Raw genomic sequence first — 23,719 nt, 5'->3', positions numbered from 1 at the left:
CGCTACTTACGGGGCAGGCCAAGTCCACGGGTGGCGATCACGTTGCGCTGGATCTCCGTCGTCCCACCAAGGAACGTAGCCGCGACCGCGTCCGCCCGCAGATGCGCGTACGTCGCGTGCAGCGGCGCGCCGTCGCGTTGCCACAGCTGGGAGAACGGGCCGAACGCGGACGCGCCGGTGCGCGCCAGCCGTTGCAGCAGTTCGGCGCCGTACATCTGGTTCACCGACGCCTCGTATCCGGGCACGCCGCCGCCGGCCTGCACGGAAACCGTGTACCTGGCGAGGTTGTAGGCCACCCTGATCTCGGTGTACCGGCGCGCGATCTCGTGCCGAAGCGCGCCGCGGTCGGCGCGGACGAAGCGCTTGCCCTCCTCCGAACGCAGGTAGGTCACCAGGTCGGCGAGCGCCTGCTCCATCTTCACGCACGCCCCGATGCCCGCGCGCTCGAACGACAGCGCGTCCATCGCGACGTACCAGCCCTTGTTCTCCTCGCCGACGCGGTTGGCCACCGGCACCCGCACCTCGTCCAGGAAGATCTCCGCGAACGGGGCCGAGCCGCGAATGTCGGTGATCGGGCGGACGGTCACGCCCTCGGTCTTCGCGTCCAGCACCAGGAACGTGATGCCCTTGTGCTTGGGCGCCTCCGGGTCGGTGCGCACCAGCACGAACAACCAGTCGGCGTACTGGCCGAGTGAGGTCCACACCTTCTGGCCGGTCACCACGTAGTCGTCCCCGTCGCGCACCGCGCGGGTGCGCAGGCTCGCGAGGTCCGATCCGGCGCCGGGTTCGGAGAAGCCCTGCGCCCAGGTCGCCTCGCCGCGCGCGATCCTCGGCAGGTGCTCGGCCTTCTGCTCGTCGGTGCCGTGCGCCAGCAGCGTCGGGCCGAGCAGGAACGCGCCGATGCCGTTCACGGTGGGCACCCGCGCGCGCATCATCTCTTCCTGCAGCACGAACTCCAGCAGCGCCGACAGGCCGGCGCCGCCGTACTCCGTGGGCCAGTGCGGAGTGATCCATCCCTTGTCCGCCAACGCTTTCGCCCACTTGCGCGCGCCGTCGCGGCGAGCCGGATCGTCGGAAACCCGGTCGACGGGCCAGTTGTAGCCCCAGACGTCCTCCGGCTCCATCGAGTGCTCGTCGTCGTGGTCGGGGACGTAGTCGGCGGGAAAGTGTTCGCCGATGAACGCCCGAACCTCCCGCCGGAACGCCGCCTCCTCTGGCGAGTCCTCCCAGTTCACGCGGTCACGCCGTCCTTTCCGTCTGGCGGTTCTGGCCCGCCTCACGGTCCCAGGTCGTCTCGGTGAGGCCGTGGTCGCCCTGCTCCTTCAACTTGTACTTGGCGACCTTGTCCGTCGGTGTCCGGGGTAAGGCGTCCACGTACTCGACGTACCTCGGCACCATGAACCGCGGCAGCCGCTCCTCACAGAACGCGACCAGTTCCTCCGGCGCCAGCGTGGTCCCCTCCCGCAGCACGACCGTCAGCTTGACGTCCTCGTCCTCCAGCTCCGACGGCACGCCGGTGGCCGCGCACTCCAGCACGTCCGGGTGCAGGTTCACCTCGCACTCCAGGTCGAACGCGGAGATGTTCTCGCCGCGGCGCCGAATCGCGTCCTTCATCCGGTCAAGGAAGAAGTAGTAGCCGTCCTCGTCCCGGTATCCGCGATCCCCGGTGTGGTACCAGAGGTTGCGGAACGCCTCCGCGGTCGCCTCCGGCGCGCCGTAGTAGCCAGTGGTGATCACGTACGGCTGCTTGGGGCGGACCACCAGCTCACCGGGCTCGCCGGGTCCGAGCAGGTTGTCGTGCTCGTCCACCACGGCGACGTCGAACCGCCGGTCGTTCGGCGTGCCGCAGGACCCGTGCCGCCACTGGCCGTACGGGCTGCCGGTGACGATGCCGGCTTCGGTGCTGGTGTAGGTCTCCGCCGAGCGCACGCCGAACCGCTCCATCAGCGGGGCGTCCAGGACGGACTTGCCCATGTAGAACGTCTCCAGCGGATGGTCCTTGTCCCTCGGCGTCGCCGGCCGGTTGAGCAGGATCGGGATCATCGAGAACACGCTCATGCACACCTTGGCGTCGAACGCGCGCACGTCGTCCCAGAACCGCGACGCGCGGAACCGCTCGACCACCGCGATCGAGCCGCCGCCGAGCATCGCCGCGAACACGCCGTCCCACAATCCGGCGGCGTGGAACAGCGGCAGCGGGCAGTAGATCGTCTTGCCCCAGCGGTCCAGGTAGTCCAGCGAGTCGATCGCGCAGGTCAGCGCGAGGGCGTGGGAGCACATCGCGCCCTTGGACGGGCCCGTGGTGCCCGAGGTGTACATGATCGCCTGTAAGTCGGAGAACTCCACGGCGCCGCGCACCTGCTCGGCGCCGTAGGCCAGCAGTGCTGCGAACGGCAGCGTCGGCTTGCCCAGTGGACGGTCCACCCCACCGCGCACGATCACCCTGCCGAGGCCGGGCAGGCGGTCGGTCAGCGGCACGACGCGCTCGGCGTAGGCCGCGTCGATGATCAGCGTCGAGGAGTCGGAGCTGGCCAGCACGTGCCGGAGCAGCTCGCCCTGGTGCGCGGTGTTCACCGGCACGGCGACCGCGCCGAGGCGGGACAGCGCGAAGATCGTGAACAGGAAATCGGCGCAGTTCGGCAACATCACGGCGACGTGCTGGCCGGTGCCGATCCCCTGCGCGGCGAGACCGGTGGCCACCCGGTCGGCCATCTGGTCGACCTCGCCGTAGCCGAGTTCGCCCTCGTGAAACTTGAGAAACACCTCGGCACGGTGCGTTCTCGCACGTTCTCGGAGAATGTCTCCGACGACCAGATCCTCCAGCGTCTCGCTGCGCATCCACACCCTCCGTATGGCTTCCCGAAGGCCCTTCGAAGCGGGTTCCGCGCCATCCATACGAGCACGAGTCACCCCTTCGTGGCTACCCCCACTGAGCGGTACCCAACCGCCCGGATGCGCAAACGCCCAGGTCAGGCAGGCCATCGACGGGGTGAGGAAGAGAGTTGACCATCACAGAGCGTTGTGCTGCCCAAGCGGTGCGGTACAGAAGCCGCCGCCGACGTGCTCCGCCTCGACGGCGGTGGGCGCGGGCAGGCGCTCCAACTCCTCGGCGTAGACCTCGGCGTTGTCGCGGGGCTCGTAGCCCAACGCGCGCGCCTCGGCGAGCGAGTAGATCCGTCGGGTGTTGTCCGACACGCCCCAGACGATCCGATAGCCGGGCGACGGGTGCGCGAGGCACGCTTCGAACAGACGCGCCGCGTCGTCCGGGGACAGCCAGGTGATCAACCCGCGCCGGCCGAGCGGCCGAGGGGTCTCGAAGCACGAGCCGATCCGGATGACGATCACGTCCATGCCGAACCGGGAGTGGTACAGGCTGCCGAGCGCCTCGATGGCGACCTTGCTGACGCCGTAGTAGGTATCCGGCCGAGGGCTGGCGCCGGCGGGTATGCCGTGCTCGCCGGCCTCGTCGACGCGCCGGAATCCCACGGCGTGATTGCTGGAGGCGAGCACGACCCGCCCGATGCCGGCGGCACGGGCGGCTTCGAGCACGGTGTGCGTGCCGTTGATGTTGATCTCGACGGTGTCCGCCCAGGTGTTCTCCCGGCTCAGCCCGCCGAGGTGGATCACCGCGTCCACGCCGTCGCAGGCGCGCGCCATCACCTCGGGGTCGGTGACCGATCCGGTGATCACCTCCTCGCCGTCGTCGGCCCGCAGCGGGGCGACGTCCAGCAACCGCAGCACCCGGTCGGCTCCGCGCAACCGCGGCCGCATCATCGTGCCGACGATTCCGGCCGCTCCGGTGATCAGAACACGGTGTCCCACAGTGGATTCCCCGATCTCGCAAGTCTCATGTGGACGGATTCACGGGTTGATCGCGAGGAACAGGAACGCCGCCATCAGCACGAGGTGCACGCTGCCCTGCAGTCGCGTCGCCCGGCCGGGCACCACGGTCAGCATGCTCACCACGACCGTGAGGGCCAGCAGCACCATGTGAGTCGGGCCGAGGCCGAGGATCAGCGGCCCGTCCAACCAGATCGACGCCAGCGCGATCGCCGGAATCGTGAGGCCGATGCTCGCGATCGCCGATCCGTAACCGAGGTTCAGGCTGATCTGGAGCCGCTTGCGACGAGCCGCGCGGACGGCTGCGATGCTCTCCGGCATCAGCACCAGCAGCGCGATCACCACGCCGACGAACGACGGCGGGAACCCGGCAGCGTCGACCGCCGACTCGATGGCCGGCGACTCCACCTTGGCCAGGCCGACGACCGCGACCAGCGACAGCATCAGCAGGCCGAGGCTGATCTTCGCGGCGCGCCCGCTCGGCGGCTCGGCGTGCGCGTTCTCGTCGTCCCCGTCCTCCCCGCCGTCGTCCACCGGTAGGAAGAAGTCGCGGTGCCGCACGGTCTGGTTGATCACGAACGCGCCGTAGAGCACCAGCGACGCCAGTGCCGCGAAGGTCAACTGGGACGGGGAGAACTCCGGGCCGGGCTGGCTCGTGGTGAACGTCGGCAGCACCAGGCTCAGGGTGGCGAGCGTGGTGACGGTGGCCAGCGCCGCGCCACTGCCCTCGGCGTTGAACAGCGTCACGCCGTAGCGCCGGGCGCCGACCAGCAGCGAGATCCCGACGATGCCGTTCGTGGTGATCATCACCGCGGCGAACACGGTGTCCCGGGCCAGTGAGGCGGATTCCGGCCCGCCCGAGGCCATCACCGTGACGATCAGCGCGACCTCGATCACGGTGACCGCCACCGCGAGCACGAGTGATCCGAACGGCTCGCCGACCCGGTGCGCTACCACCTCCGCGTGGTGCACCGCGGCCAGCACGGTCCCGATCAGCACGGCGGCCACCAGCGCGACCAGCACGGTCGGCAGGTCGACCTTCCACGTCGCCGCGAGCACCAGCACGCCGAGTACCGGCAGGACGGTGGTCCAGGCTGACCAGCGAACACTCATACGATCACCCTGACACAAGTGCCGCCAGGGTGATCGATGTGGCGGTCAGCGTGCTCCGGCGCGCGAGAAGCGCATGGTGCCGTCGTCGACCCGCCCGTACCGCAGGCCCACCACGTCGTGCGCGTAGCTCATACCGAGCTGCCACGGCCGCCGCGAGCCCGCCTTCGGGAACTCGTGGATCGAGCGCTGCACGTATCCGGCCTGGAAGTCCAGCAGCGGCTGTTCGGTGATCGCGGGGTCGTCGTTGACCGGCACGAACTGGTCGAGGCGCTCGGCGTCCATGTGCTTCAGCAGCCGCACCACGTACTCGCTCACCAGATCGGCCTTGAGCGTCCACGACGCGTTGGTGTAGCCGATGGTGAACGCGAAGTTCGGCACACCGGAAAGCATCATTCCCTTGTACGCCAACGTTTCCGGCAGCTTGATCTCGTGCCCGTCCACGGTCAGCTCGATCCCGCCGAAGGCCAGCAGGCGCAGCCCGGTCGCGGTGACCACGACGTCGGCGTCGAGCGTGTCACCCGATTCAAGGCGCAGCCCGGACTCGGTGAACTCGGCGATCCGGTCGGTGGCGATCGACGCCCGGCCCTCGCGGATCACGCGGAACAGGTCGCCGTCCGGCACCAGGCACAGCCGCTGGTCCCACGGCTGGTAGCGCGGCGCGAAATGGGTGTCGAGGTCGTAGTCGGGCGGCAGCTGCTTCGCGGTGACCTTGCGGATCATGCCCTTGATCATCTCCGGCCGACGCCGGCTGAGCTGGTAGAGCAGCGTCGACACGAGCACGTTCTTCCACCGGGTCAGGAAGTACGCGCCGCGCGCGCCGATCAGCCGCCGCAGCCGGTTGGCGATCGCGTCCTCCGACGGCAGCGCCATGATGTAGCTCGGCGAGCGCTGCAACATGGTCACGTGCGCCGCGCGGTCGGTCATCGCCGGCACCAGCGTCACCGCCGTCGCGCCGCTGCCGATCACCACGACCTTCTTGCCGGTGTAGTCGAGGTCCGCAGGCCATTTCTGCGGGTGCACGACCTGGCCGCCGAAGCGCTCGATCCCGGCGAACTCGGGCTGGTATCCGCCGTCGTAGTGGTAATAGCCGCTGCACAAGTACAGCAGGCTCGCGGTCAGCCGCACGGGCTCGCCGTCGTGCTCGGCGTGCACCGTCCAGCGCGCGTCCCCGGTGGACCACTCGGCGCGGATCACCTTGTGCCCGAACCGAATGTGCTTGTCCACGCCGGCCTCGGTCGCGGTGTCCCGCACGTACTCGAGGATCGCCAGCCCGTCCGCGATCGACTTGGCACTGGTCCACGGGCGGGACCGGTAGCCGAGGGTGTGCATGTCCGAATCTGACCGCACGCCCGGATAGCGGAACAGGTCCCACGTCCCGCCGATCGCGTCGCGCGCCTCCAGGATCGCGTAGCTCCGCTTGGGGAACTCAGACTGGAGGTGCCGGGCCGCGCCGATGCCGGACAGCCCGGCGCCGACGATCAGGACGTCGAGGTGCTCGGTCACCCGTCCTCCTTCTGCTTGGCGCGCAACCTCGCCTGCAGGCGCGCGATCACGGTGAAGTAGTGCGTCGGCGCGATCCGCGCGAGCGCGTCGAACAAGTAGGCGTCCGGGCCGACGAGCACGCGGGCCTTCCCACGTTCGACGCCCTTGTGGATGATCTCGGCGGCCTTGTCCGGCGAGGTCATCGTCATGGCCTCGAACTGGGCGGCCATCTGCTCCTTGGTGCGCCCGAGGCCCTCGGGGTCCTTGCGCATCCGCGCGTTGCGGGCGATGTTCGTGGTGATGCCGCCGGGGTGCAGATTCACCGCGCTGACCCCGGTGCCGCGCAACTCCTGGCGCAGCGAGTCGGTGAAGCCGCGCACCGCGAACTTCGCCGCGCAGTAGGCACTCTGGTGCGGAATGCCGAGCAGCCCGAACACGCTGGAGGTGTTCACGATGACGCCGGTGTCCTGCTCGACGAGGATCGGCAGGAAGGCCCGCGTCCCGTTGACCACGCCGTGGAAGTTGATGTCGTGCAGCCACTGGTCGTCCTCGGGCAGCGCGTCCAGCACGCTGGAGGACAGCGCGACGCCCGCGTTGTTGAACACCCCGGCGAGCGGCGCGGGCAGCCAGTCGCGCACCTCGTCGGCGAAGCGGTGCACGTCCTCGGCGTCGCTGACGTCGAGCACCCTGGTGAGCACCCGCCCGGACAGCGCGGCCTCGGTCTGTTTCAGCCCCGCCTTGTCCACGTCGGCGATGGCCACCGGGGAGCCGGTCGCGGACAGCCGGGTGGCCAGCGCGCGCCCGATGCCCGACGCCGCGCCGGTGATCATGACCGGGTTGCCGCTGAGCCTAGGTCGTCGGGACATCGGTACTCCTCGTGGTTTCGGCGTGGGTGGCGATCAGGTCGATCAGCCTGGGCCACGCGCCTTCCGGGAGGTCGTGACCCAGGCCGGTGACCGTCTCCAGCCTGGCACCGGGGATCGCCCGCGCGGTGGCCGCACCGCCCGTCGGGTGCACCATGCGGTCCCGGTCGCCGTGGATCACCAGCGTCGGGGCGGTGATCGCGGCGAGTGTCCTGGTTCGGTTGCCGGAACTGAAGATCGCCCCGAGCTGGCGCCCGATTCCGGCCGACGACGGATCGCGATCCCAGGCGAGCCCGGCACGCTCGCGCACACCGGCCTCGTCGAACGGGAAACCGTGCGATCCGATGTGCCGGAACATCGTCACGGCGCGGTCGACCGCGTCTTCCCTGGTCTTCGGCGGAGGGGCGGTCATCAGCCGCATGGTGGACAGCGCGGGACGCCCGATCCGGCGGGACCCGGTGGTGGACATGATCGAGGTGAGTGTGCGCACGCGCCGGGGAACGGTGGCCGCGACGGTCTGCGCGATCATGCCGCCCATCGACACGCCGACCAGGTGCGCGCCGTCGATGTCGAGCGCATCGAGCAGGCCGACCGTGTCGGTGGCCATGTCGGTGAGGTCGTACTGGTCCGGGTGCCAGCGCTGGCGCAGGAGGTCCAGCGGGCGCGGCGGGCGGAACCGCGCGTGCGTCGAGGCGCCGACGTCGCGGTTGTCGAACCGGATCACCCGGTAGCCGCGCTCGGCGAGCCGCTCGCAGAACTCGGCCGGCCAACTATGCAACTGCTGTCCCAGCCCGGCGACGACGATCAGCGGAACACCGCCCGAGTCGCCGATCTCCTCGTAGGCAAGGGAAATCCCCCGGCCGGTGTCCACGATCCGCTCGGTCACGACAGTGCTCCTTCGGTGGCCGCGGGTGCCTGCGCCCCGGTTCTGATCGCCCTGCGGTGGACCACCGCGAGCCCACCCTTGGCCGGCGCGTTGGCCACACCCCGGGAGTGCCAGCGCTCGTCCCGCTCGCTGGTCGGGACAAGTGTGTAGTCGCGGAGCAGGGTGCGCAGCACGATGGTCATCTCCATGTTCGCGAACGCCGCACCGATGCAGCGGCGGTTGCCTCCGCCGAACGGGATCCATTGGTACAGATCGGGTTTCGCGTCGAGGAAGCGTGAAGGGTCGAACGCCCGCGCGTTCGGGAAGATCGCGTCGTCGTCGTGGATGAGGCTGATGCTGACGAGCACCGAGTGGCCGCGGGGCACCCGCCACCGGCCCAGCTCCATGGTCTCCGCGCGCACCGAGCGGCCCACGAAGTCGATCACCGGCCGGATCCGCTGCACCTCCACGATCGTCGCCTCGCGCAGCTCCTTGCCGCCGGCGTCGACCTCGGCGACCAGATCGCGCAGGACGGCCGGGTGGCGGCGCAGGCGCTCGACGGCCCACGCCAGGGTGGTGGCCGTGGTCTCGTGCCCGGCGGCGAGCAGGGTGAGCAGTTGGTCGGCGATGTCCCGGTGGCTCATCCGGGAGCCGTCGTCGTAGCGGCTCTGCAGCATCAGGGCGAGCACGTCGTCGCGGTCGTCCAGGCGCGGGTCCCGCTCGGCGGTGGTGATCAGCCGCTCGATCACGGCGTCGTATTCGCGTCGCAGCGTGCGGAACCGGCCCCACGGTCCCCATTTCCCGCCGACGTCCGGCAACGGCAGCGCGGCGAGCTTGGAACCGCGATTGACCAGTCGCGGCAACAGATCACGCAGCCGGTCGAATTCGGCGCCCTCCGCACCGAAAACGGCGCGCAGAATGATGTTGAGGGTGATCCGCATCATCGACGGGAGCGTCGCGAACTCCGACCCGAGCGGCCAGCTCGCGAATTCGCGCACGGTCTCCTCCTCCACGATCCGCTCGTAGGCGGTGAGCCTGCGGCCGTGGAACGGCGGGACGAGGAGCTTGCGCTGCTTGCGGTGCGCGTCGCCGGTGAGAGCGAAGAACGAGCCCTCGCCGAGCACCCGGCCCAGGTTGGGCTCGATGTTCTCGGCAACCTCGGGCTTGGTCTGAAACAGCTGCTTGATCTCGGCGGGATCGCTGATCACCACCGCCTTGCCGAACACCGGGATGTCGACGGTAAACGCGCCGCCGTACTTCTCGCGCATCTTGTCCACTCCGCGGAACGGGTGGGTCAGCGCGTACGCGCCCTGCAGGGCGCGCGGCACCTTCGGGCCAGGCGGAAGTATTGGCGTCGTCATTGATCGCACCCTCCCGAAATAGTGGTACATCGACGTACCAACGGACGGTACGCCCGCGTACCATCACTGGGCAAGGGGTGGACGACAGCGAGGTATAGCGTGGACACGATGACGACCGCGGGGCAGCGAACGGCGAGCACGCCGGAGGACGCCGGCACGTTCCGCCAGCGCCTGCTCGACGGCCTCGCCTCGGCGATCGTGGACAACGGGTACCGCAGCACCACGGTCGCCGACATCGTCGGCCGCGCGCGCACCTCACGCCGGACCTTCTACGAACACTTCGAGGACAAGGAGCGCTGCTTCGTCGCGCTGCTCGCGGAGAAGAACGCGGAGATGATCCGCGAGATCGTCGCGTCGGTCGACCCGGCGGCGCCGTGGGAGAACCAGGTGCGCCAGGCGGTCGAGGCCTGGATCGTCGCGTCCGAGTCCGAGCCGGCGATCACGGTGAGCTGGATCAGGGACGTGCCGTCACTCGGTGTCGCCGCACGTCAGTTGCAGCGCGACTCAATGGCCGCGTTCGTCACCATGATCGAGACCCTGTGCGACACCGACGAGTGGCGCTCGGCCGGTGTCGGGCCGGTACCGAGGCAACTGATCCTGCTGCTGATCGGCGGTCTCCGTGAGCTGATCGCGACCACGGTCGAGGACGGCGGCCGGGTCAGCGACATCACCGAGATCGCGATGCGGGCGTCGATCGCCCTGCTCGACCCCCGACGCTGACCGCCGGAATCGCGGTAGAGCCGAAAGTCTGAATTTCCTCTTCGATATTCACTGGTAATGCCTTCCGCTGCGTATCACGCGTAGTGAATTAGGTAGCGGTACGGATCGAATCCGTCATTGTTTGTCGCCGTGGAGCGCTGCTACAACGAGGCGTTATCGATTTCCCGAATAGAATGAGGGAACAGCCATGCGTAAATCCCTGCTACGCGCGGCCGTCACGATGATCACCGCCGGCCTCGTGGCCGGATTGGCGTTCACCGGTCAGGCGGCGGCGGACGAACCCGCGGTGCAGCCGTTCATCGTGGGCGGCAAGACCGTCACCGATCAGAAGCCCTGGATCGCCGCGCTGCACGGCGGCGGCGGCTTCACCTGCACTTCGTCGGTCGTCGCGCCGACATGGGTGCTCACCGCGGCGCACTGCGTCGAAGGTTCCGGCTATTCCGTCCGCGTCGGATCACTCGACCGGTCGGAGGGCGGCACGGTCGTCAATGTCAAGCGGGTCGTACAACACCCGCAGTTCAACTGGCCGGACCACGACATCGCCCTGCTCGAATTGGAGCGGGCGGTCCAAACCGAAACTCTGCCACTCGCCAATGACGCCGACATGCGGGACGGCCAGGCCGTCGAGATCTACGGCTGGGGCTCGGAAAAGGCCGACTGGACCGGTCCCCTGCCACGCCGGCTCAAAATGGCCAGCGGCACCGCGTACAACTGCGACGAGCAGGCCGTGCACGTCACCTGCACCGACGCGGACGGCGGCGTGGCCGGCGGGGACTCGGGCGGTCCGGCACTGGTGAAGAGCGCCGCCACCGGCGAGTGGGTGCACGCCGGGGTGTGCGCCATCGGGCACAAGCCGGCCAACGACCAGTGGGGCGGCTACAGCACAACCGCCTCGTACCGGTCGTGGATCAAGCAGGTCGCCGGCATCTGATCAACCGGCATGTGCGCTGAGGGAGCGGGTCCATCGGCCCGCTCCCTCAGCGCGACAGCTCAGCCGATCGACACGGTGTCGATCAGGAAATCGGTCTGCAAAGTGCTGTCCTCGCGACTGACGAACCTCAGCGCCACCGTCTTGCCCGCCCACTGCGACAGGTTCGCCGTGCGCGCGGTGTACGCGCCGCCCGCGTCCACGTTGGACCACCGCAGCAGGATTCTGGATCTCATGACGGGCCTTTCCGATCGGCTTTCGCCGAGACGCAGTGAATTTCGGGCAGGGCTGCGTCAGCGACGGCCCCGGTGCGCCGAATGAGCAGGGCGGCGAGAACACCGAGGCGTCACTGTTCGTTAAAATGAACGCGATCACGCTAACTCTGGCGACAGACCCCGTCAATGGCCGTCTGAACGTTCGATTAACTGTTCATTTCACAGAACGCCTCGCCATGTTGTCCGACCATGCGTCAGGCTAAACGTTAGGCTAAGTGCCCGTTCACAAGGAGAGGCGCGCATGGCGAAGAAAGAGGTCCAACTGTCGGCGTCGACGGTGATGCAGGCGATCCGCGCCGGGCGCGTGCTGCAGAAGCGCCTCGAGGGCGAGTTGGCCGAACTCGGGCTGACGATGCGCCACCTCGGCGCCCTCGGGCACCTCAACCGCCGGCCGGACATGTCCTACAGCGAACTGGCGCGCCGTTCCGGGGTGACCGCGCCGAGCATGCTCGCCACCGTCCGAGGGCTGGAGACCATGGGCGCCGTGCACCGCACCCTCGCCGGGCAGGGCCATCCCGCTCGCCTCGAGGTGACGCCCGAAGGCAAGAAACTCCTGGACAAGGTGCGCGTGATCGTCGGCGGCCTGGACGACGAACTCACCGCGTCGCTCACCGGCGCACAACGAGAGGCCCTGGACGAGGCGCTGCTCGTGGCGGCCTCCCTGCCCGAGCGTTTCGACGACGACGCCTGGTGAGCGGGCGCTAGCCACAGCACCTTGATCACCCCTCGCGGGGTGAAGTCTGTGCCAGGGTTATAGTCGACTTAATAGCCGACTTAAACCCTGTCGGAGGACGGTCGCGGCGCCCGCGAGTCCCGCGCTCGGACACGGTGAGTTCCGCGCTCATCCACCGGCGCGGGGTGCACAGCGCGGCACTCGGCGGTGCACAGCGCGGGACTCGCGCATTTCACGGTTCCGACACAGCACCTCAGTGAAGGAGAACTCGATGAATCACCAGGCACGCGGCCGCATCACCTCGACCGTCGACCGGCAGCCGCCCTACGACGACGTGGCGGGCGCCGAGTTGGCGCGGGTGACCGTGGTCAAACGGTTCGAGGGCGACCTGGACGGCGCCGGCATGGCCGAACTGCTCAGGGCCACCTCCACGCAGGCCGAGGCGTCCGGCGGATACGTGGCGTTCGAGCGGGTCACCGGAACGCTCGCGGGCCGACGCGGCAGCTTCGTGCTCCAGTACTACGCGACGATCAACCGCGGCGACGGGCGTGTCGACGTGGCGGTCGTGCCCGACAGTGGCACCGAGGAACTGGTGGGGATCAGCGGAAAGCTGGTGCTGGGAATGGACGGCGGACAGCAGACCTACGAATTCGAGTACGAGCTTCCGGCCGAGCAGTGATCTCGCCGAATTCGGATGAACGAGCTGACCGCGGCGCTCGGGTCCACCCCGGCCGCCGTCGTGATCGCCACGCACGACCGGCAGTTGTTGCGGGACACGGAATCCTGGCCCCGGCTCACCCTGTGAACCGGTGTTATCGATTCGTTACTGACTGAACCACCTTCACGCGTCACCTCATAGAGCGACCGTCCGAAAGACCTGAGTGAGGGGCCTGTTGCTTACAGGCGCCTTACGCGGGGCCGTCGCGTGCATCCGGCCGGCGTGACTCGGCGTCTTCTTCACTGAGGACGCCGGCCGGAAATCGATGTGGCCCGTACGTCGTCCCGGGGGTGTCAAGGAGATGTGCGCGTCGGCGTGACCGTGAGGGGGAACGGTGGAATTCCGATTGCTCGGCCCGGTCGAGCTTCACGACGGGGGCCGGATCGTGGAGCTCGGGCCGTCAAAACAGCGGTGCGTGCTGGCCGCCCTGTTGTCCCAGACAGGGCGGCCGGTGCCCACCGACATGCTGATCGATCGGGTGTGGGGGCAGTCGCCGCCCGCCGAACCACGCAACACGTTGTACAGCTACCTCGCCCGGATCCGCCGCCTGCTGCGTGGCACCGGCGTCGAGGTGCGCCGGTCCAACCGTGGCTACGTGATCACGGCATCGCCCGACCAGGTCGACCTGTGCCGCTTCACCCGGGTGGCCGAGCAGGCCGGCCCGGTGCCGCTGGCGCGGATGGACGCGGCGTTGCGGGAGTGGCGCGGCACGCCGCTGGACGGGCTTTCCGGTGACTGGGTGACCGTCGTCCGCGATTGTTCGCACCGCAAACGGGTGCGGCTGCTGACCACGTGGGCGGACGCGGCCGTGGACGCCGGACAGGCGGCGGAGGTGGTCGAGCGCGTCGAGTCCGCGCTCGACGATCACCCGCACGCCGAGCCGCTCATCGCCGCGTGCCTGCGCGCGCTGCGGGCCGAGGGCCGGGTCGCCGAAGCGCTCGAGCACTACGAGCGCGCCAGGGCCCGCCTGCGCGACGACCTGGGCGAACGGCTCGGGCCAAAGCTGCGCGAGCTGCACGGGCAGTTGCTGCGAGCCCGCCCGGCCAGCACCGCCGTCCCGCTCCCGGCCGCCCCGCCGGCCCAGCTCCCCGCGCCGCCCTGTGGATTCGTCGGACGAACCGATCACCTCGCCGAGTTGGACACCGTGCTGTCGCAGCGGCTCGCCGCGGTGGTGCTCCACGGTCCGGCCGGGATCGGCAAGACCGCACTCGCCGCGACCTGGGCGCACCGGACGGCGGCCCGGTTCCCGGACGGCCAGTTGTACGCCGATCTGCGGGACCGTCCGCCACTCGACGTGCTGTCGGCGTTTCTGCGCGCGCTCGGCGAACCGGCCGGCGCGGACGTCGCGGGCACCTTCCGCGCCGCGGTCACCGGCCGCCGCCTGCTCGTGCTGATCGACAACGCGTCCGCCGTCGACCAAGTACTCCCGCTGCTGCCGCCCGACGATTCGGGCAGCCTCGCCGTGATCACCAGCCGCCGCCCGCTGTCCGCTCCGGGCACCCGCCAGCTCGCCGTCGAACCGCTGCGGCTGGACGAAGCGGTCGCCGTCCTGGTCGACCGTCTCGGCGAACACCGAGTGGACCCGGCCGCCGCCGAGGACCTGGCCGAACGATGCGGCCGGTTCCCACTCCCCCTGCGGATCGCCGCCAGCACGCTGCACGATCAGCCGGGACGCACGCTCGCCGACTACGTCCGGGGCGCGGCCGATGTCCACTGACCCGGAATTCCGGCTGCTCGGGCCGGTCGAGATGCTGGTGAACGGCGTGCCTCGCCCGATCGGCAGACCGAAGCAGCGGTGCGTTCTCGCGTCGTTGCTGCTCGCCGCCGGGCAGCCGGTGTCGCCCGACACGCTGGCCGACCACATCTGGGGCCGGCCGGCAGCACAGCACAGCCGCAGCACGCTGTACGCCTACCTCGCGGGGCTCCGCCGTGATCTCGGCGCAGCCGGAGTGACGCTGACCCGGCAGTCCGGCGGCTACCGCGTGGACGTGTCGCCGTCGCGCGTCGACGTGCTGAACGCGGCGGCGATCGTCACGCGGGCCCGGCGGCTGTCCGGCACGCCGAGGGCCACGCTCTTGGCGCAGGCACTCGACCTGTGGCGCGGCGAGCCGCTGGCGGACCTGTCCGGCGACTGGGTCGACCGGGTCCGGGACAGTTTGCGTCGCCAACGTCTCGGCGTGCTGACCGAGTGGGCCCGGCTGCGGCTCGCCGACGCCGGCACGGCCGACGACGTGATCCGGCGGCTTCGGCAGCCGACTGCCGACCATCCGCTCGCCGAGGCGTTGGCGGCGCAGTACATCGGGGCACTCGGCGCGGCCGGGCGGGTCGAGGAGGCCGTCGATCACTACGAGGCGATCGTGCGGCGGCTTGACGACGAGCTGGGCGCGGAGCCGAGCGAGCTGCTCACCGCCGCCCGCGACACCGTGGTGGCGGCCGTTCGAACGCGCAGGTCGCCCGCGCAGTTGCCGCCGGCGCCGGTCGACCTGATCGGCCGCGACGCGGAGCTGGCCGAGTTGGACGAACTCACCGTCCGGGACGCGCTCGTGGTGATCGCCGGGCAGCCGGGCGTCGGGAAGACCACCCTCGCGGTCACCTGGGCGCGTCGGCACGCGGCGGATTTCCCGGACGGGCAGTTGTACGCCGACCTGGGTGCGCACTCCGGCGGCGAACCGGCGTGCGCGCTGGACGTGCTGTCCGGATTCCTGCGCGCGTTCGGAGTGGCCCGCGAGCAGATCCCCCGGGACGAGGCCGCCGCGGCCGCGCTGTACCGATCGGTGTTGGCCACCAGGAAAGTGCTGATCGTTCTGGACGACGCGGCCGGCGCCGCCCAGGTCCGCCCGCTGCTGCCGGGGGCGGGCGGGTGCGCCACGGTCGTCACGTCGCGGCGTCGCCTTGAACACCTCATGATCGACGAGGGTGCGCGGCGAATCCGGCTGCGGAGCCTCCGCGAGCGCGACGCGGTCGGGCTCCTGGCCGCCGCGCTGGACGACGATCGGGCTCGACAGCGGGACGATCTCGCCGAGCTGGCCGCGTTGTGCGGTGGCCTCCCGCTCGCGTTGCGCATCGCGGCCGCGAACCTGGCGGGTGATCCGGCCCGCGCGGTCGACGAGTACGTGCGTGACCTGAGGGCACGCACGGCCCTGGCGGGAGTGCGCGGCGCGTTCGAGTTGTCGTATCAGCGGCTCGAACCCGGGCAGCGGCGGCTGTTCCGGCTGCTGGCCTGCCACCCCGGGCCGGACATCAGACCGGACGCGGCGGCGGCTCTCGCCGAGGTCACGCCGTCCGAGGCGCACCGCCTGCTGGACGGCCTCGCCTCGGCGCACCTGCTCGACGTCCCCACCCACCCCACCTACCGCCTGCACGAGCTGCTGCGGCAGTTCGCGCGCGACCGGGCCGAGGCGGACGAGGACGGCCTCACCCGATTGGCGGCAGCGTGCCGGCTGGGCAAGCACTATGCGGCGACGACCGCGCGGGCCGTCCGGCTGGCCGCGCCGAGCCTCGCCATGCCGACGATTGCCTTGGCGCACAAGGACTTCGCCGACGAGCAGACCGCACTCGCATGGCTGGACGCCGAGCGCCCGAACCTGGTGGCACTGGCCGCGTCCGCGCAGGAACAGGGTCAGCCCGAGCTGGCGTGGCAGCTCTCCGGACTGCTGCGCGGCTACTTCCAGGTGCGCGCGTTCGACCCGGACTGGCGGCGGGTCACGGAGGCGGGCGTGGCCGCGGCGCGACAGCACGGCGATCACGCGGCACGCGCCACGGCCGAGTTGGCGCACGGCTACTTCCTTCGCCTGCGCGGCGGCGATCACGAGGCGTTGCGGGCGCTCGAGACGGCGGCGGCCGAGGCGGAACGCGCCGGCTGGCGTCCCGGGTCGGCCGCGGCGCTCACCCAGCTCGGCAGGCTGTATCCGAACCTCGGCCGGCCCGAGGAGGGAATGGCGTGCCTGATCAGAGCGATCGATCTCGCGGCGAAGATCGGCGACCCGGCGATCGAAGGTGCGGCGCACGGCAACCTCGGCTGGGTCTGCGGAAACCTCGGCCACCTCAGGCGCGCGCTCGCCCACCTGTCCGAGGAGCTGCGGCTGCTGCCGGCCGCGCGCTCCCGGTTCCGTGAGGCGAACGCGCTGTCCGACGCCGGTCTGGCGCTCGCCCAGCTCGGCGATGTCGCCGCCGCGATCGACAAGCACACGGCCGCGCTCGCACTCGGCGAGGCGCTCGGTGACCGGTCGCTGCGGGCCGACGCGCACGTGAACCTGGCATCGGCGTACCTCGAACTCGGCGACGCCGACGAGGCCGAACGGCACGCGCGGGCGAGCCTCGCGCTGGCCACCCGGCTGGCCGGTGTCGCGACCAAGGCGGAGGCGCTCAGCGCGCTGGCCTGCGTCGAAAACCTGTATGGCAGAACCGATGCCGCACTCGCTCGGCATCGGCAGGCCGTGCGCGCCGGCCGCGAATGTGGCGTGCCGCGCTCACAGGTCGAGGTGCTGACCCGGTTCGCCGAACACACGGCCGATCTGTCCGATGTGGACACAGCGCTCGCGGTGGCCCGCGAGCACGGATACCGGGTGTTCGAGGCACGCGCGCTGTGTGCCGCCGCGCGGTCGCACCTCGCCGCGGGCCGGCTCGCGGACGCCGACGCGGCGGCGAACGAATCGCTGTCGCTGTGCCGCGACACCGGCCACCGGCCCGGCGAACAGCGGGCGCTCGCGGTGCTGGCCACGGTCAGCCGCAACTCGACCCGGCAAGCAGGGTGCTGAACACGTACGACGCCCGGACGCCGAGCTTCTCCCTGATCGTGGGCGGATTGGCGTGCGCACTGTCGTAGGCGGCCCGGTAGGTGACGTCGGCGTGGCCGCAGTAGTTCGTGAACGCGCCGATCAGATCGGTGTTGGAGCCGTTGGCCGGGAACGCGCGGAACTGCCCGTCCAGTGCCGCCGTGGCGATCGAGGGGTCGGCCTGCGCCATCGTGTAAACGGTGGCCGCGTTGTGCCACGCGCCCTGCGGGCCGCTGGTGTCGTCCTGGTACGGCCAGCCGCCGAGGCCGGTGCGGAACTGACTGCGCACGTTGTCGCGCCAGGTCCTGGTCTTGGCGAGCAGCTTGTCCCGCTCCCCCTGCGGTGCGAGGCCGCGAACGTCGGTCTGCCACAGGAACCAGGCGGCCGCGGCGACCACGTTCCACACGCACGGCTTGCCCTGGTCGTAGCCGCTGGACGAGTAGGCGATGCACTCGCCGCCGCGCAGCACCGGGAAGTCGATCAACGTATCGGCGATCCTGGTGATCTCCTCGCGCGGCACGGCGCCGGCGTCGTAGCCGGCCAGCAGCACCCGCCCGACGTGCCACGCCGTGGTGATCGCGTAGGTGGTGTCCGGGGTGTTCCAGCGCCCGTCGCCGTAGGCGTCCATCCGCTCGTCCAGGCCGTACCCGCCGCTGGCCAGCCGGTCGCCGTACACCTTGCCCAGCCACTCCTGGGTGCGCTTGTCCTGCCAGCCGTGGCGCAGCGCGTCGTGGTAGGCCAGCGCGGCGTAGTACATCGTCGGCACGTTCTGGCCGGAGCCGTCGAGCTGGTTCGCGTAGCCGACCGCCTCGCCCTGCGTCCAGTCGGCCAGCTCCACCCAGCGGTTCTGTTCACCAGGTGCCGCACTCGCGGCCCCGACGGCTGCCACCACTCCGACGGCCACCGTCGCCGCGACCAGAACCCGCCTCCACCGCCGCACGCCGCCTCCTCCGCCGCCGATTCCAAGATCGCCACCGACGCTAGCGATCCGACCTTGAAGAATTCCCGCCATCGGTGTCGCCGGCCTTGTGCGGAAAGGACTGCCCGAGTTTGCTGACGACATGAGAATGGCGTGGCGAGGAATCGTGGTGACCGTCATCGCGACGACGGTGCTGGCGGGTCTGGCGACCCCGGCCGTCGCGTGGGTGCCACCGACCCGAACGGAAACCGACCGCCAGCAGGTGCTGACCAATCCGGTGGCGTGCGGGAACTACGGCGTCGAGTGGAGTATCGATCTGCACTCGGTCAACTGGACGTTCTTCGACGACAAAGGTCGCCGGGTGAAGCTGGTGCAACACATCACCGAGGACAACACCGTGCGCAACACGGTCACCGGGCTCACCCTGCCCGACAGTCCGGTCGACTTCGTACAGACATCGACGTTCGACCCGGAAACCGGTCTGCGCCAACGCATTTACATCAACGGCACCTCGGTCACCGTGCGCCGGGGAACCGAGCACCTGGTCGATCGCGGCCCGATCGTCATCGACGGCCAGACCGGAAAGATCCTCTTCGCCGCCGGACCGCACCCGGTGCGCCGCCTGCTCGACGGCAGCTTCGACATCACGCGAGCACTGCCCGCGTTCTGCGACATCCTTCGGTGACCGCTCATTCCATTCCGCGGGTCACCCGCTCGCGCTGCGGAATCACCTGAATCGGACCGGCCGGCGGCACGGCGGTGATCGTGTTCGTCGGCGCCGGAACGGGTGCCTGCGGTGCCGGTGCCGCCGAGGTGGTGGCCGTACCCGTCGATTGCGAAACATGCGGAGCGGTGTCGTGCGACCCGAGATGCGGCGACGCGTCGCGATGGGTGTTCGGGCGAGCCGTGGGATGGTCCGATCCGGAGTCCCGAATGACCGAATCCCCGTGGCCGGTGGCGATCTGCCCAACGTTGTACAGGCTTTCGCTGTTCGGATCGAAGTAGCTGCCGTGTGCGCCGCCGAAGCCGAAACCGTAGTCGCCTGCCGGAACGTAGGGCAGATCGATATCCGGGGTGTCGGTCTCGGCGGCGATTCTCTTCGCGCCGAATTCCTTGCTGGTCGGGTCCGCGCCGTGTCCGCCACCCGCGTTGATGGTGATGTCATTGCGAGCCGTGCCGACATGGACCTGATCCGGTGACACGTTGAGGTCCGAGGCTTTGGTGATCCCGTTACCCGGGCCGATGCTTCCCAGGAGAACGATGTCGTCATTCGGTCCGTAGGCGTGGTAATCGTGCCCGGCGCGCGCCACGACGGTACTTCCGTAGCTGTGCCCGACGACGGTGACGTGCGGCTGGTCGCTGCCTCGGCTCGCACGAAGGCCGTTGAGATCGGCGGTCAGTCGCTGCGCGCCCTGCTGCGCGTTCGCCTCGGAGGAGGGAATCCCCTCACCGGGAGCGTCGTATCCGATCCAGGCGATTACCGCGGTCGATTGCGACGGATCGCTGTTCCGGCTAGCGATGTAGACATCTCCCGCACGTCCGGCCAAATCCGGCGCACTGAGGCCGTCGCTCTTGATCCCCGGAACGTTGAAGACGACGTTGTCCGCCTTGTCGATATCGCCGACGGCGATGGCCGCCCGTCCCCCTTCACCGAAGGCGCGGGCATCGTAGGCGTAAAGCTGCACGATGGGCGGTTCACCGGTTCGCGGATCCTTTTTCTGAGACGCGTTGTAGAGACCTCGGAGTGCGGCATTCGCGTTGTCGCGTACCCGTTTGTCAGCACTGCTGAGGTCCTGCTTGACCGCGATTCTGTTCGCGGCGTCCCGCGCCGACGCGGGCAATCCGTTGAGATTGCCGATCGCCCGCGGGTTCTGCTGGATCAGATCCTGACGCTGCTGCGCGGTCAGGCTGTTCCACCAGGCTCGATTGCTCTGCGGTGTGGATCCCGCCCCCGGGACCGCGGGAAGCGGCCCGGCCGGAGTTCCTTCGTTCAGCTCGGGTGGCGGTGTATAGCCGAGACTCGACAGGGTCCGCCGATGGCCGGCCAAGGCCTGTTCGTACGCCTTTCGCGAGGTGTCGACCGCTTTTCCGACGGTCTGCGTGGCCGCGACGGCGTCGGCCAGGATTTTTCGGTTCGCCGCTTTGAGCTGTGCGACATTCGGTTGGTCCGGATCGCGTTGAAGCAGCTCGTTCCGGTCGTATGCGGCACTCCATGTCGCGATCTGCGCGTTGAGCGTGTGTACCGAGTTCTTGGACGCCGCGGTGCGCGCGTAGAGGTCGTCGGCGATGGCGTCCAGGCTGCCGGCGATCTTGGTCAGCTTGTCGCCGCTGCCGACCTGATTCTTGATCTGCGTGACATGGCTCGTCGGTACCGGACTCCCGGCGACCGAATAGCCGTCGTGGGCCTGTTTTCCGGCTTGCTGGCTGTAGGTGACGGACGCTTTCGTGTCTCCGCCCGCCTTGGCGAACTGCGAAGCCAGGTTGCTGATCTCGGCGGGATCGCCCGCGGTGAATCCCTCCAGCAGTTTCCACGGGTTGATCTGGGCACGTGCCGCCAGATCGGCTTGGGTGATCGGCACGGTCAGCTCCCACCCATTCCGTCGGCGACCCGGTTGACCGTGCCCTGGTTGGCGATCCGCGTGGTGGCGGCGGTCAGGTGGTCACCGGCGGCGGCGGTCTGATCCGTCCCGCCGGCCTGATTGTCCGCCTTGGTCGCCGCCGCTCGCGCGGCGCGGACATGGTCGGACTGGGCGCTCCCGAGGGCACCCGCGAGGCCACCGCCGCCGTCGATGTCACCGAAGATTCCCGCGCCGATGCTGGCGCCGCCGAGCCCACGCCCCGCCGCGTCCGCGGCGTCGCTCGCCTGGCGATCGCTCCTCGCGCTGTCGCGCAGTTGGTCGGTGTTGTACTTCATGTCGCTCATGGTCATCAGCCCTTGTCGTCGAGAAGGTCGTCGCGGATCTGCTGGCCGCTGGACCACATCTCGTTGTCCGTGGCCCAATGCGATGCCGACTCCTCTGTCTGCTTCCGCTCGCGCGTGGAGCGGGTGGAGGAGGGGTGGCCGCCCCAGATCGAGGGGGGTGCGGAGTTCTGGGGCGACCGACCCCTGCTTCGGGTGCCGGACGGCGCGGCACCGGCGTACCCACCCCCGGCAGGCGGCGGGTACGGGTGTCCGGAGGCGGCGGCGTACTGGCGCGCCGCCGCCGCGTTGGCGGCGAGTTGTTGCGCCGCCCGTTGTTGGAGTTGCGCGGCGGCCGGGTTGGTCGGGCTCAAACTGGGTGGGATCACGCCGCCGTACACCGGCGCCGAACCCGTGCCGGCGGTGGCCAGCGGCGCGATCCCGCCGGCGCTGGTCGCCGGCGCGCCGGCGGACAGGCCCTCCAACCGAGACGCGTACTGGGCGACCTCGCCGAAAGGCTTGCCGGTCAACGGATCGATGTAACGGCCGGACCCCGGGTCGAACGCCTGGCCGCTCGCCGGATCGACCAGGTGCCCGGTGCGCGGGTCGCGCACCCAACCGGCGAAGTCGCCCGCCTCCGGTCCGGCGACGGCCGACGACGCGGGCGCCGGCCCACCGGAAGCCGAAGCACCACCACCAGCCGCACCGCCACCAGCCGCACCGCCGCCGCCCGCTCCACCGCCGCCCGCTCCACCGCCGCCGGATTCACTCGGGGCCGACGTGCCGAAGGCGTTGTACGCCGCGGTGACCTTCGCCGCCTCCGCGCGCAGCTTCGCGGCGGCTGCGGCCTTGGCGTTCTCGATGGCGAGCCGGGTCCCGGCGTTCGTGCTCGCGGTGGCGGCGCCGTTGGGCTGCACGTTGGTGTCACCGTGATAGTCCGCGGCCGCGCCGGCCTGCCGGATCGCCTGATCGACTTGCGCTTTCTGTTGGTACGCCTCGTATTGCGCCCGCGCGGCCACCTCGCTCGCGGTGGCGAGCCGGCCCGCCATCGCGGTCGCCTGCGCGGCTAGCCCGCTGACCCGGCCGGCGATCGGGTTGGCCCGGTCGGCCGCCGCCTGGTACGGCGCCGTCGAGTGACCGCCGACGTTGCCCGCCGCCCGGCCCGCCTTGGCCGCGGAGATCTGGCACGCCTTGGCGAACCCGCGCCACGCCGCGGCCGCGGTGTTCAGCCCGCCTGGCACAATCGCGTTGATCTTCGCGTAGAGCGCGTCGAAGTCCGCGCCGGACATGGTCTTCTCCCCCTCTGTCGACTATCGATCGCGACCGCCGCGCGCGGCCGCCTCCGTCCGCCGTGCCGCCGATGTCGCCTGGTCCGCCGCGGCGATGGCGTTGCTGGCCAGTTCCGCGGTGTCCACCCCGATTCGCTCGAGGTCGGCGAGCAGCGCGGTGAGCGTCTGCCGCAAACCGTTCGCGGCCCGCGCCCCGCCCTCGATCGGACCGAACACGTCCGGCCCGACAAGCCCGTCGATCAGCTGTGCCTTGAGCTGCTCGGAGTTGTGCGTGCTTCGCAGCTCCGCGGCGAACGCGCGCAGCTTTCCCTCGTCGAAGACGACATCGCCAGTCATCGGCCCGAGATCGTCCTGGTCATCTGGTGATTGGTCTCGGTGGCGATGTCACCGACATTGCGCACCGCGTTCTGCTGCGCGAGCAGTTGCTGGTTGTACTGCTGGGTCTTCTGGTTGTACTCGACGGTGCGCTCCTCGAGAGAGGAACCGGTCTGCGCGTCGAGTGCGGCCGAGACGACACCGCCGAGCCGGGTGCGCACGGTATTCCAGATTTGATCCCATTGGGCCTGGTGACCACGAGTGGCCGAGGCGATCTGCTGAATCTCCCCGGTCTTGAATTCCAGGTAATCGGTCATTTCTTCCTCCCCTTGTCAGATGATCGGTTACTGCATTCCGCCGGCGACCGGGTGCCCGCCACCGGCCGCACCCCGGGACGCCGCCGACGAGGCCCGGTCGGACCCGGCGAGAGCGGCCTGGCGCAGCAGACCGAGGTCCGTACGCAGCTGGCCGAGCGTCTCGGCGAGCGCGCGCCCGCCGCCACCGATGTCGTCGAACGTGCTGGCCGTGATCTGTCCGGCGGGCGCTTTCATGGCGGCCTGGCTCAATCCCGCCTGCGCGAGAATCTGCTTGGTCACGCCCTCCATTTGCTGAACGGCGTCGTCGACGACCCGCTCCGCCGCCTGCACGGCGGTCAGGTCGATTTTCGGACCATCAGGCATTTCG

24 protein-coding genes are annotated in these 23,719 nt (G+C 70.0%); 8 read left to right on the top strand and 16 right to left on the bottom strand.

From position 1 onward, the window contains the following. Positions 1 to 2: 2 nt before the first annotated feature. The 8 genes from EV193_RS05995 to EV193_RS05960 form a co-directional block, all read right to left on the bottom strand. The gene (locus EV193_RS05995; protein ID WP_130343008.1) at positions 3 to 1,235 is read right to left on the bottom strand and encodes an acyl-CoA dehydrogenase family protein; all 1,233 of its coding nucleotides are present in this window, start codon (positions 1,233 to 1,235) and stop codon (positions 3 to 5) included. A gap of 4 nt (positions 1,236 to 1,239) precedes the next feature. Next, on the bottom strand, positions 1,240 to 2,838 hold the full coding sequence (locus tag EV193_RS05990; RefSeq protein ID WP_130343007.1) for an AMP-binding protein: 1,599 nt from the start codon (positions 2,836 to 2,838) through the stop codon (positions 1,240 to 1,242). Positions 2,839 to 3,009: 171 nt separating this feature from the next. Next, positions 3,010 to 3,822: an NAD-dependent epimerase/dehydratase family protein gene (locus tag EV193_RS05985; RefSeq protein WP_130343006.1), complete on the bottom strand. Its 813-nt coding sequence runs from the start codon at positions 3,820 to 3,822 to the stop codon at positions 3,010 to 3,012. A gap of 39 nt (positions 3,823 to 3,861) precedes the next feature. After that, on the bottom strand, positions 3,862 to 4,953 hold the full coding sequence (locus EV193_RS05980; RefSeq protein WP_130343005.1) for a calcium:cation antiporter: 1,092 nt from the start codon (positions 4,951 to 4,953) through the stop codon (positions 3,862 to 3,864). Between the two features lie 45 nt (positions 4,954 to 4,998). Next, on the bottom strand, positions 4,999 to 6,456 hold the full coding sequence (locus EV193_RS05975) for a flavin-containing monooxygenase (RefSeq protein ID WP_130343004.1): 1,458 nt from the start codon (positions 6,454 to 6,456) through the stop codon (positions 4,999 to 5,001). Continuing rightward, positions 6,453 to 7,301 (bottom strand): SDR family NAD(P)-dependent oxidoreductase, encoded by an 849-nt coding sequence (locus EV193_RS05970; protein WP_130343003.1) that lies wholly within the window; start codon positions 7,299 to 7,301, stop codon positions 6,453 to 6,455. The genes EV193_RS05975 and EV193_RS05970 overlap by 4 nt, the downstream gene beginning before the upstream one ends. Then, positions 7,285 to 8,184 carry an alpha/beta fold hydrolase gene (locus EV193_RS05965; RefSeq protein WP_130343002.1) on the bottom strand — a complete coding sequence of 300 codons (900 nt, stop codon included), beginning with the start codon at positions 8,182 to 8,184 and terminating at the stop codon, positions 7,285 to 7,287. Before EV193_RS05965 ends, EV193_RS05970 begins: the two co-directional genes overlap by 17 nt. Beyond that, a complete protein-coding gene (locus EV193_RS05960; protein ID WP_130343001.1) occupies positions 8,181 to 9,524 on the bottom strand; it encodes a cytochrome P450 in 1,344 nt (447 codons plus the stop codon). The genes EV193_RS05965 and EV193_RS05960 overlap by 4 nt, the downstream gene beginning before the upstream one ends. A gap of 108 nt (positions 9,525 to 9,632) precedes the next feature. On the opposite strand from EV193_RS05960, the gene EV193_RS05955 reads away from it, so the two are divergent. Both EV193_RS05955 and EV193_RS05950 read left to right on the top strand, forming a co-directional pair. Further along, entirely contained in the window at positions 9,633 to 10,244 is a 612-nt protein-coding gene (locus EV193_RS05955) for a TetR/AcrR family transcriptional regulator (RefSeq protein WP_130343000.1), read from the top strand. A gap of 187 nt (positions 10,245 to 10,431) precedes the next feature. Further along, positions 10,432 to 11,175 (top strand): S1 family peptidase, encoded by a 744-nt coding sequence (locus EV193_RS05950; RefSeq protein ID WP_130342999.1) that lies wholly within the window; start codon positions 10,432 to 10,434, stop codon positions 11,173 to 11,175. 59 nt (positions 11,176 to 11,234) lie between these two features. Here the strand turns inward: EV193_RS05950 and EV193_RS33160 are convergent, their stop codons facing one another. Further along, positions 11,235 to 11,408 carry a hypothetical protein gene (locus EV193_RS33160; RefSeq protein ID WP_165401256.1) on the bottom strand — a complete coding sequence of 58 codons (174 nt, stop codon included), beginning with the start codon at positions 11,406 to 11,408 and terminating at the stop codon, positions 11,235 to 11,237. A gap of 35 nt (positions 11,409 to 11,443) precedes the next feature. Between EV193_RS33160 and EV193_RS05945 the strand changes: the two genes are divergently transcribed. The 5 genes from EV193_RS05945 to EV193_RS05925 all read left to right on the top strand — a co-directional run bounded on the left by EV193_RS05945 (position 11,444) and on the right by EV193_RS05925 (position 17,595). Continuing rightward, positions 11,444 to 11,650: a hypothetical protein gene (locus EV193_RS05945; protein ID WP_130342998.1), complete on the top strand. Its 207-nt coding sequence runs from the start codon at positions 11,444 to 11,446 to the stop codon at positions 11,648 to 11,650. A gap of 38 nt (positions 11,651 to 11,688) precedes the next feature. Beyond that, the gene (locus EV193_RS05940; protein ID WP_130342997.1) at positions 11,689 to 12,141 is read left to right on the top strand and encodes a MarR family winged helix-turn-helix transcriptional regulator; all 453 of its coding nucleotides are present in this window, start codon (positions 11,689 to 11,691) and stop codon (positions 12,139 to 12,141) included. Positions 12,142 to 12,391: 250 nt separating this feature from the next. After that, positions 12,392 to 12,799: a DUF3224 domain-containing protein gene (locus EV193_RS05935; protein ID WP_130342996.1), complete on the top strand. Its 408-nt coding sequence runs from the start codon at positions 12,392 to 12,394 to the stop codon at positions 12,797 to 12,799. Between the two features lie 373 nt (positions 12,800 to 13,172). Continuing rightward, complete coding sequence (locus EV193_RS05930; RefSeq protein ID WP_130342995.1) at positions 13,173 to 14,555, top strand: AfsR/SARP family transcriptional regulator; 1,383 nt, start codon at positions 13,173 to 13,175, stop codon at positions 14,553 to 14,555. Continuing rightward, positions 14,545 to 17,595, top strand: a complete 3,051-nt coding sequence (locus tag EV193_RS05925) for an AfsR/SARP family transcriptional regulator (protein ID WP_130342994.1) — start codon at positions 14,545 to 14,547, stop codon at positions 17,593 to 17,595. The genes EV193_RS05930 and EV193_RS05925 overlap by 11 nt, the downstream gene beginning before the upstream one ends. Here EV193_RS05925 and EV193_RS05920 read toward each other — a convergent pair. After that, positions 17,561 to 18,553, bottom strand: a complete 993-nt coding sequence (locus EV193_RS05920) for a hypothetical protein (protein WP_130342993.1) — start codon at positions 18,551 to 18,553, stop codon at positions 17,561 to 17,563. The genes EV193_RS05925 and EV193_RS05920 overlap by 35 nt on opposite strands. Positions 18,554 to 18,701: 148 nt before the next feature. Here EV193_RS05920 and EV193_RS05915 point away from each other — a divergent pair, with 148 nt between their 5' ends. Further along, positions 18,702 to 19,217: a hypothetical protein gene (locus EV193_RS05915; protein WP_130342992.1), complete on the top strand. Its 516-nt coding sequence runs from the start codon at positions 18,702 to 18,704 to the stop codon at positions 19,215 to 19,217. A gap of 4 nt (positions 19,218 to 19,221) precedes the next feature. Here EV193_RS05915 and EV193_RS05910 read toward each other — a convergent pair whose 3' ends face one another. The 6 genes from EV193_RS05910 to EV193_RS05880 are packed head-to-tail and all read right to left on the bottom strand — an operon-like array spanning position 19,222 to position 23,715. Then, positions 19,222 to 21,111 carry a putative alpha/beta hydrolase gene (locus tag EV193_RS05910; RefSeq protein ID WP_165401255.1) on the bottom strand — a complete coding sequence of 630 codons (1,890 nt, stop codon included), beginning with the start codon at positions 21,109 to 21,111 and terminating at the stop codon, positions 19,222 to 19,224. 2 nt (positions 21,112 to 21,113) lie between these two features. Then, entirely contained in the window at positions 21,114 to 21,455 is a 342-nt protein-coding gene (locus EV193_RS05905; RefSeq protein WP_130342990.1) for a hypothetical protein, read from the bottom strand. Between the two features lie 5 nt (positions 21,456 to 21,460). Then, the gene (locus EV193_RS33675) at positions 21,461 to 22,720 is read right to left on the bottom strand and encodes a hypothetical protein (protein ID WP_207222527.1); all 1,260 of its coding nucleotides are present in this window, start codon (positions 22,718 to 22,720) and stop codon (positions 21,461 to 21,463) included. A 21-nt stretch (positions 22,721 to 22,741) separates the two neighbouring features. Further along, positions 22,742 to 23,056, bottom strand: a complete 315-nt coding sequence (locus tag EV193_RS05890) for a hypothetical protein (protein ID WP_130342988.1) — start codon at positions 23,054 to 23,056, stop codon at positions 22,742 to 22,744. Then, on the bottom strand, positions 23,053 to 23,352 hold the full coding sequence (locus tag EV193_RS05885) for a hypothetical protein (protein WP_130342987.1): 300 nt from the start codon (positions 23,350 to 23,352) through the stop codon (positions 23,053 to 23,055). Before EV193_RS05885 ends, EV193_RS05890 begins: the two co-directional genes overlap by 4 nt. Before the next feature lie 27 nt (positions 23,353 to 23,379). Then, positions 23,380 to 23,715 carry a hypothetical protein gene (locus EV193_RS05880; RefSeq protein WP_130342986.1) on the bottom strand — a complete coding sequence of 112 codons (336 nt, stop codon included), beginning with the start codon at positions 23,713 to 23,715 and terminating at the stop codon, positions 23,380 to 23,382. Positions 23,716 to 23,719 lie beyond the last annotated feature (4 nt).

This window comes from Herbihabitans rhizosphaerae, from assembly GCF_004216555.1.
GTDB classification, from domain to species: domain Bacteria; phylum Actinomycetota; class Actinomycetes; order Mycobacteriales; family Pseudonocardiaceae; genus Herbihabitans; species Herbihabitans rhizosphaerae.
This window is presented reverse-complemented; position numbering and strand designations above follow the sequence as displayed.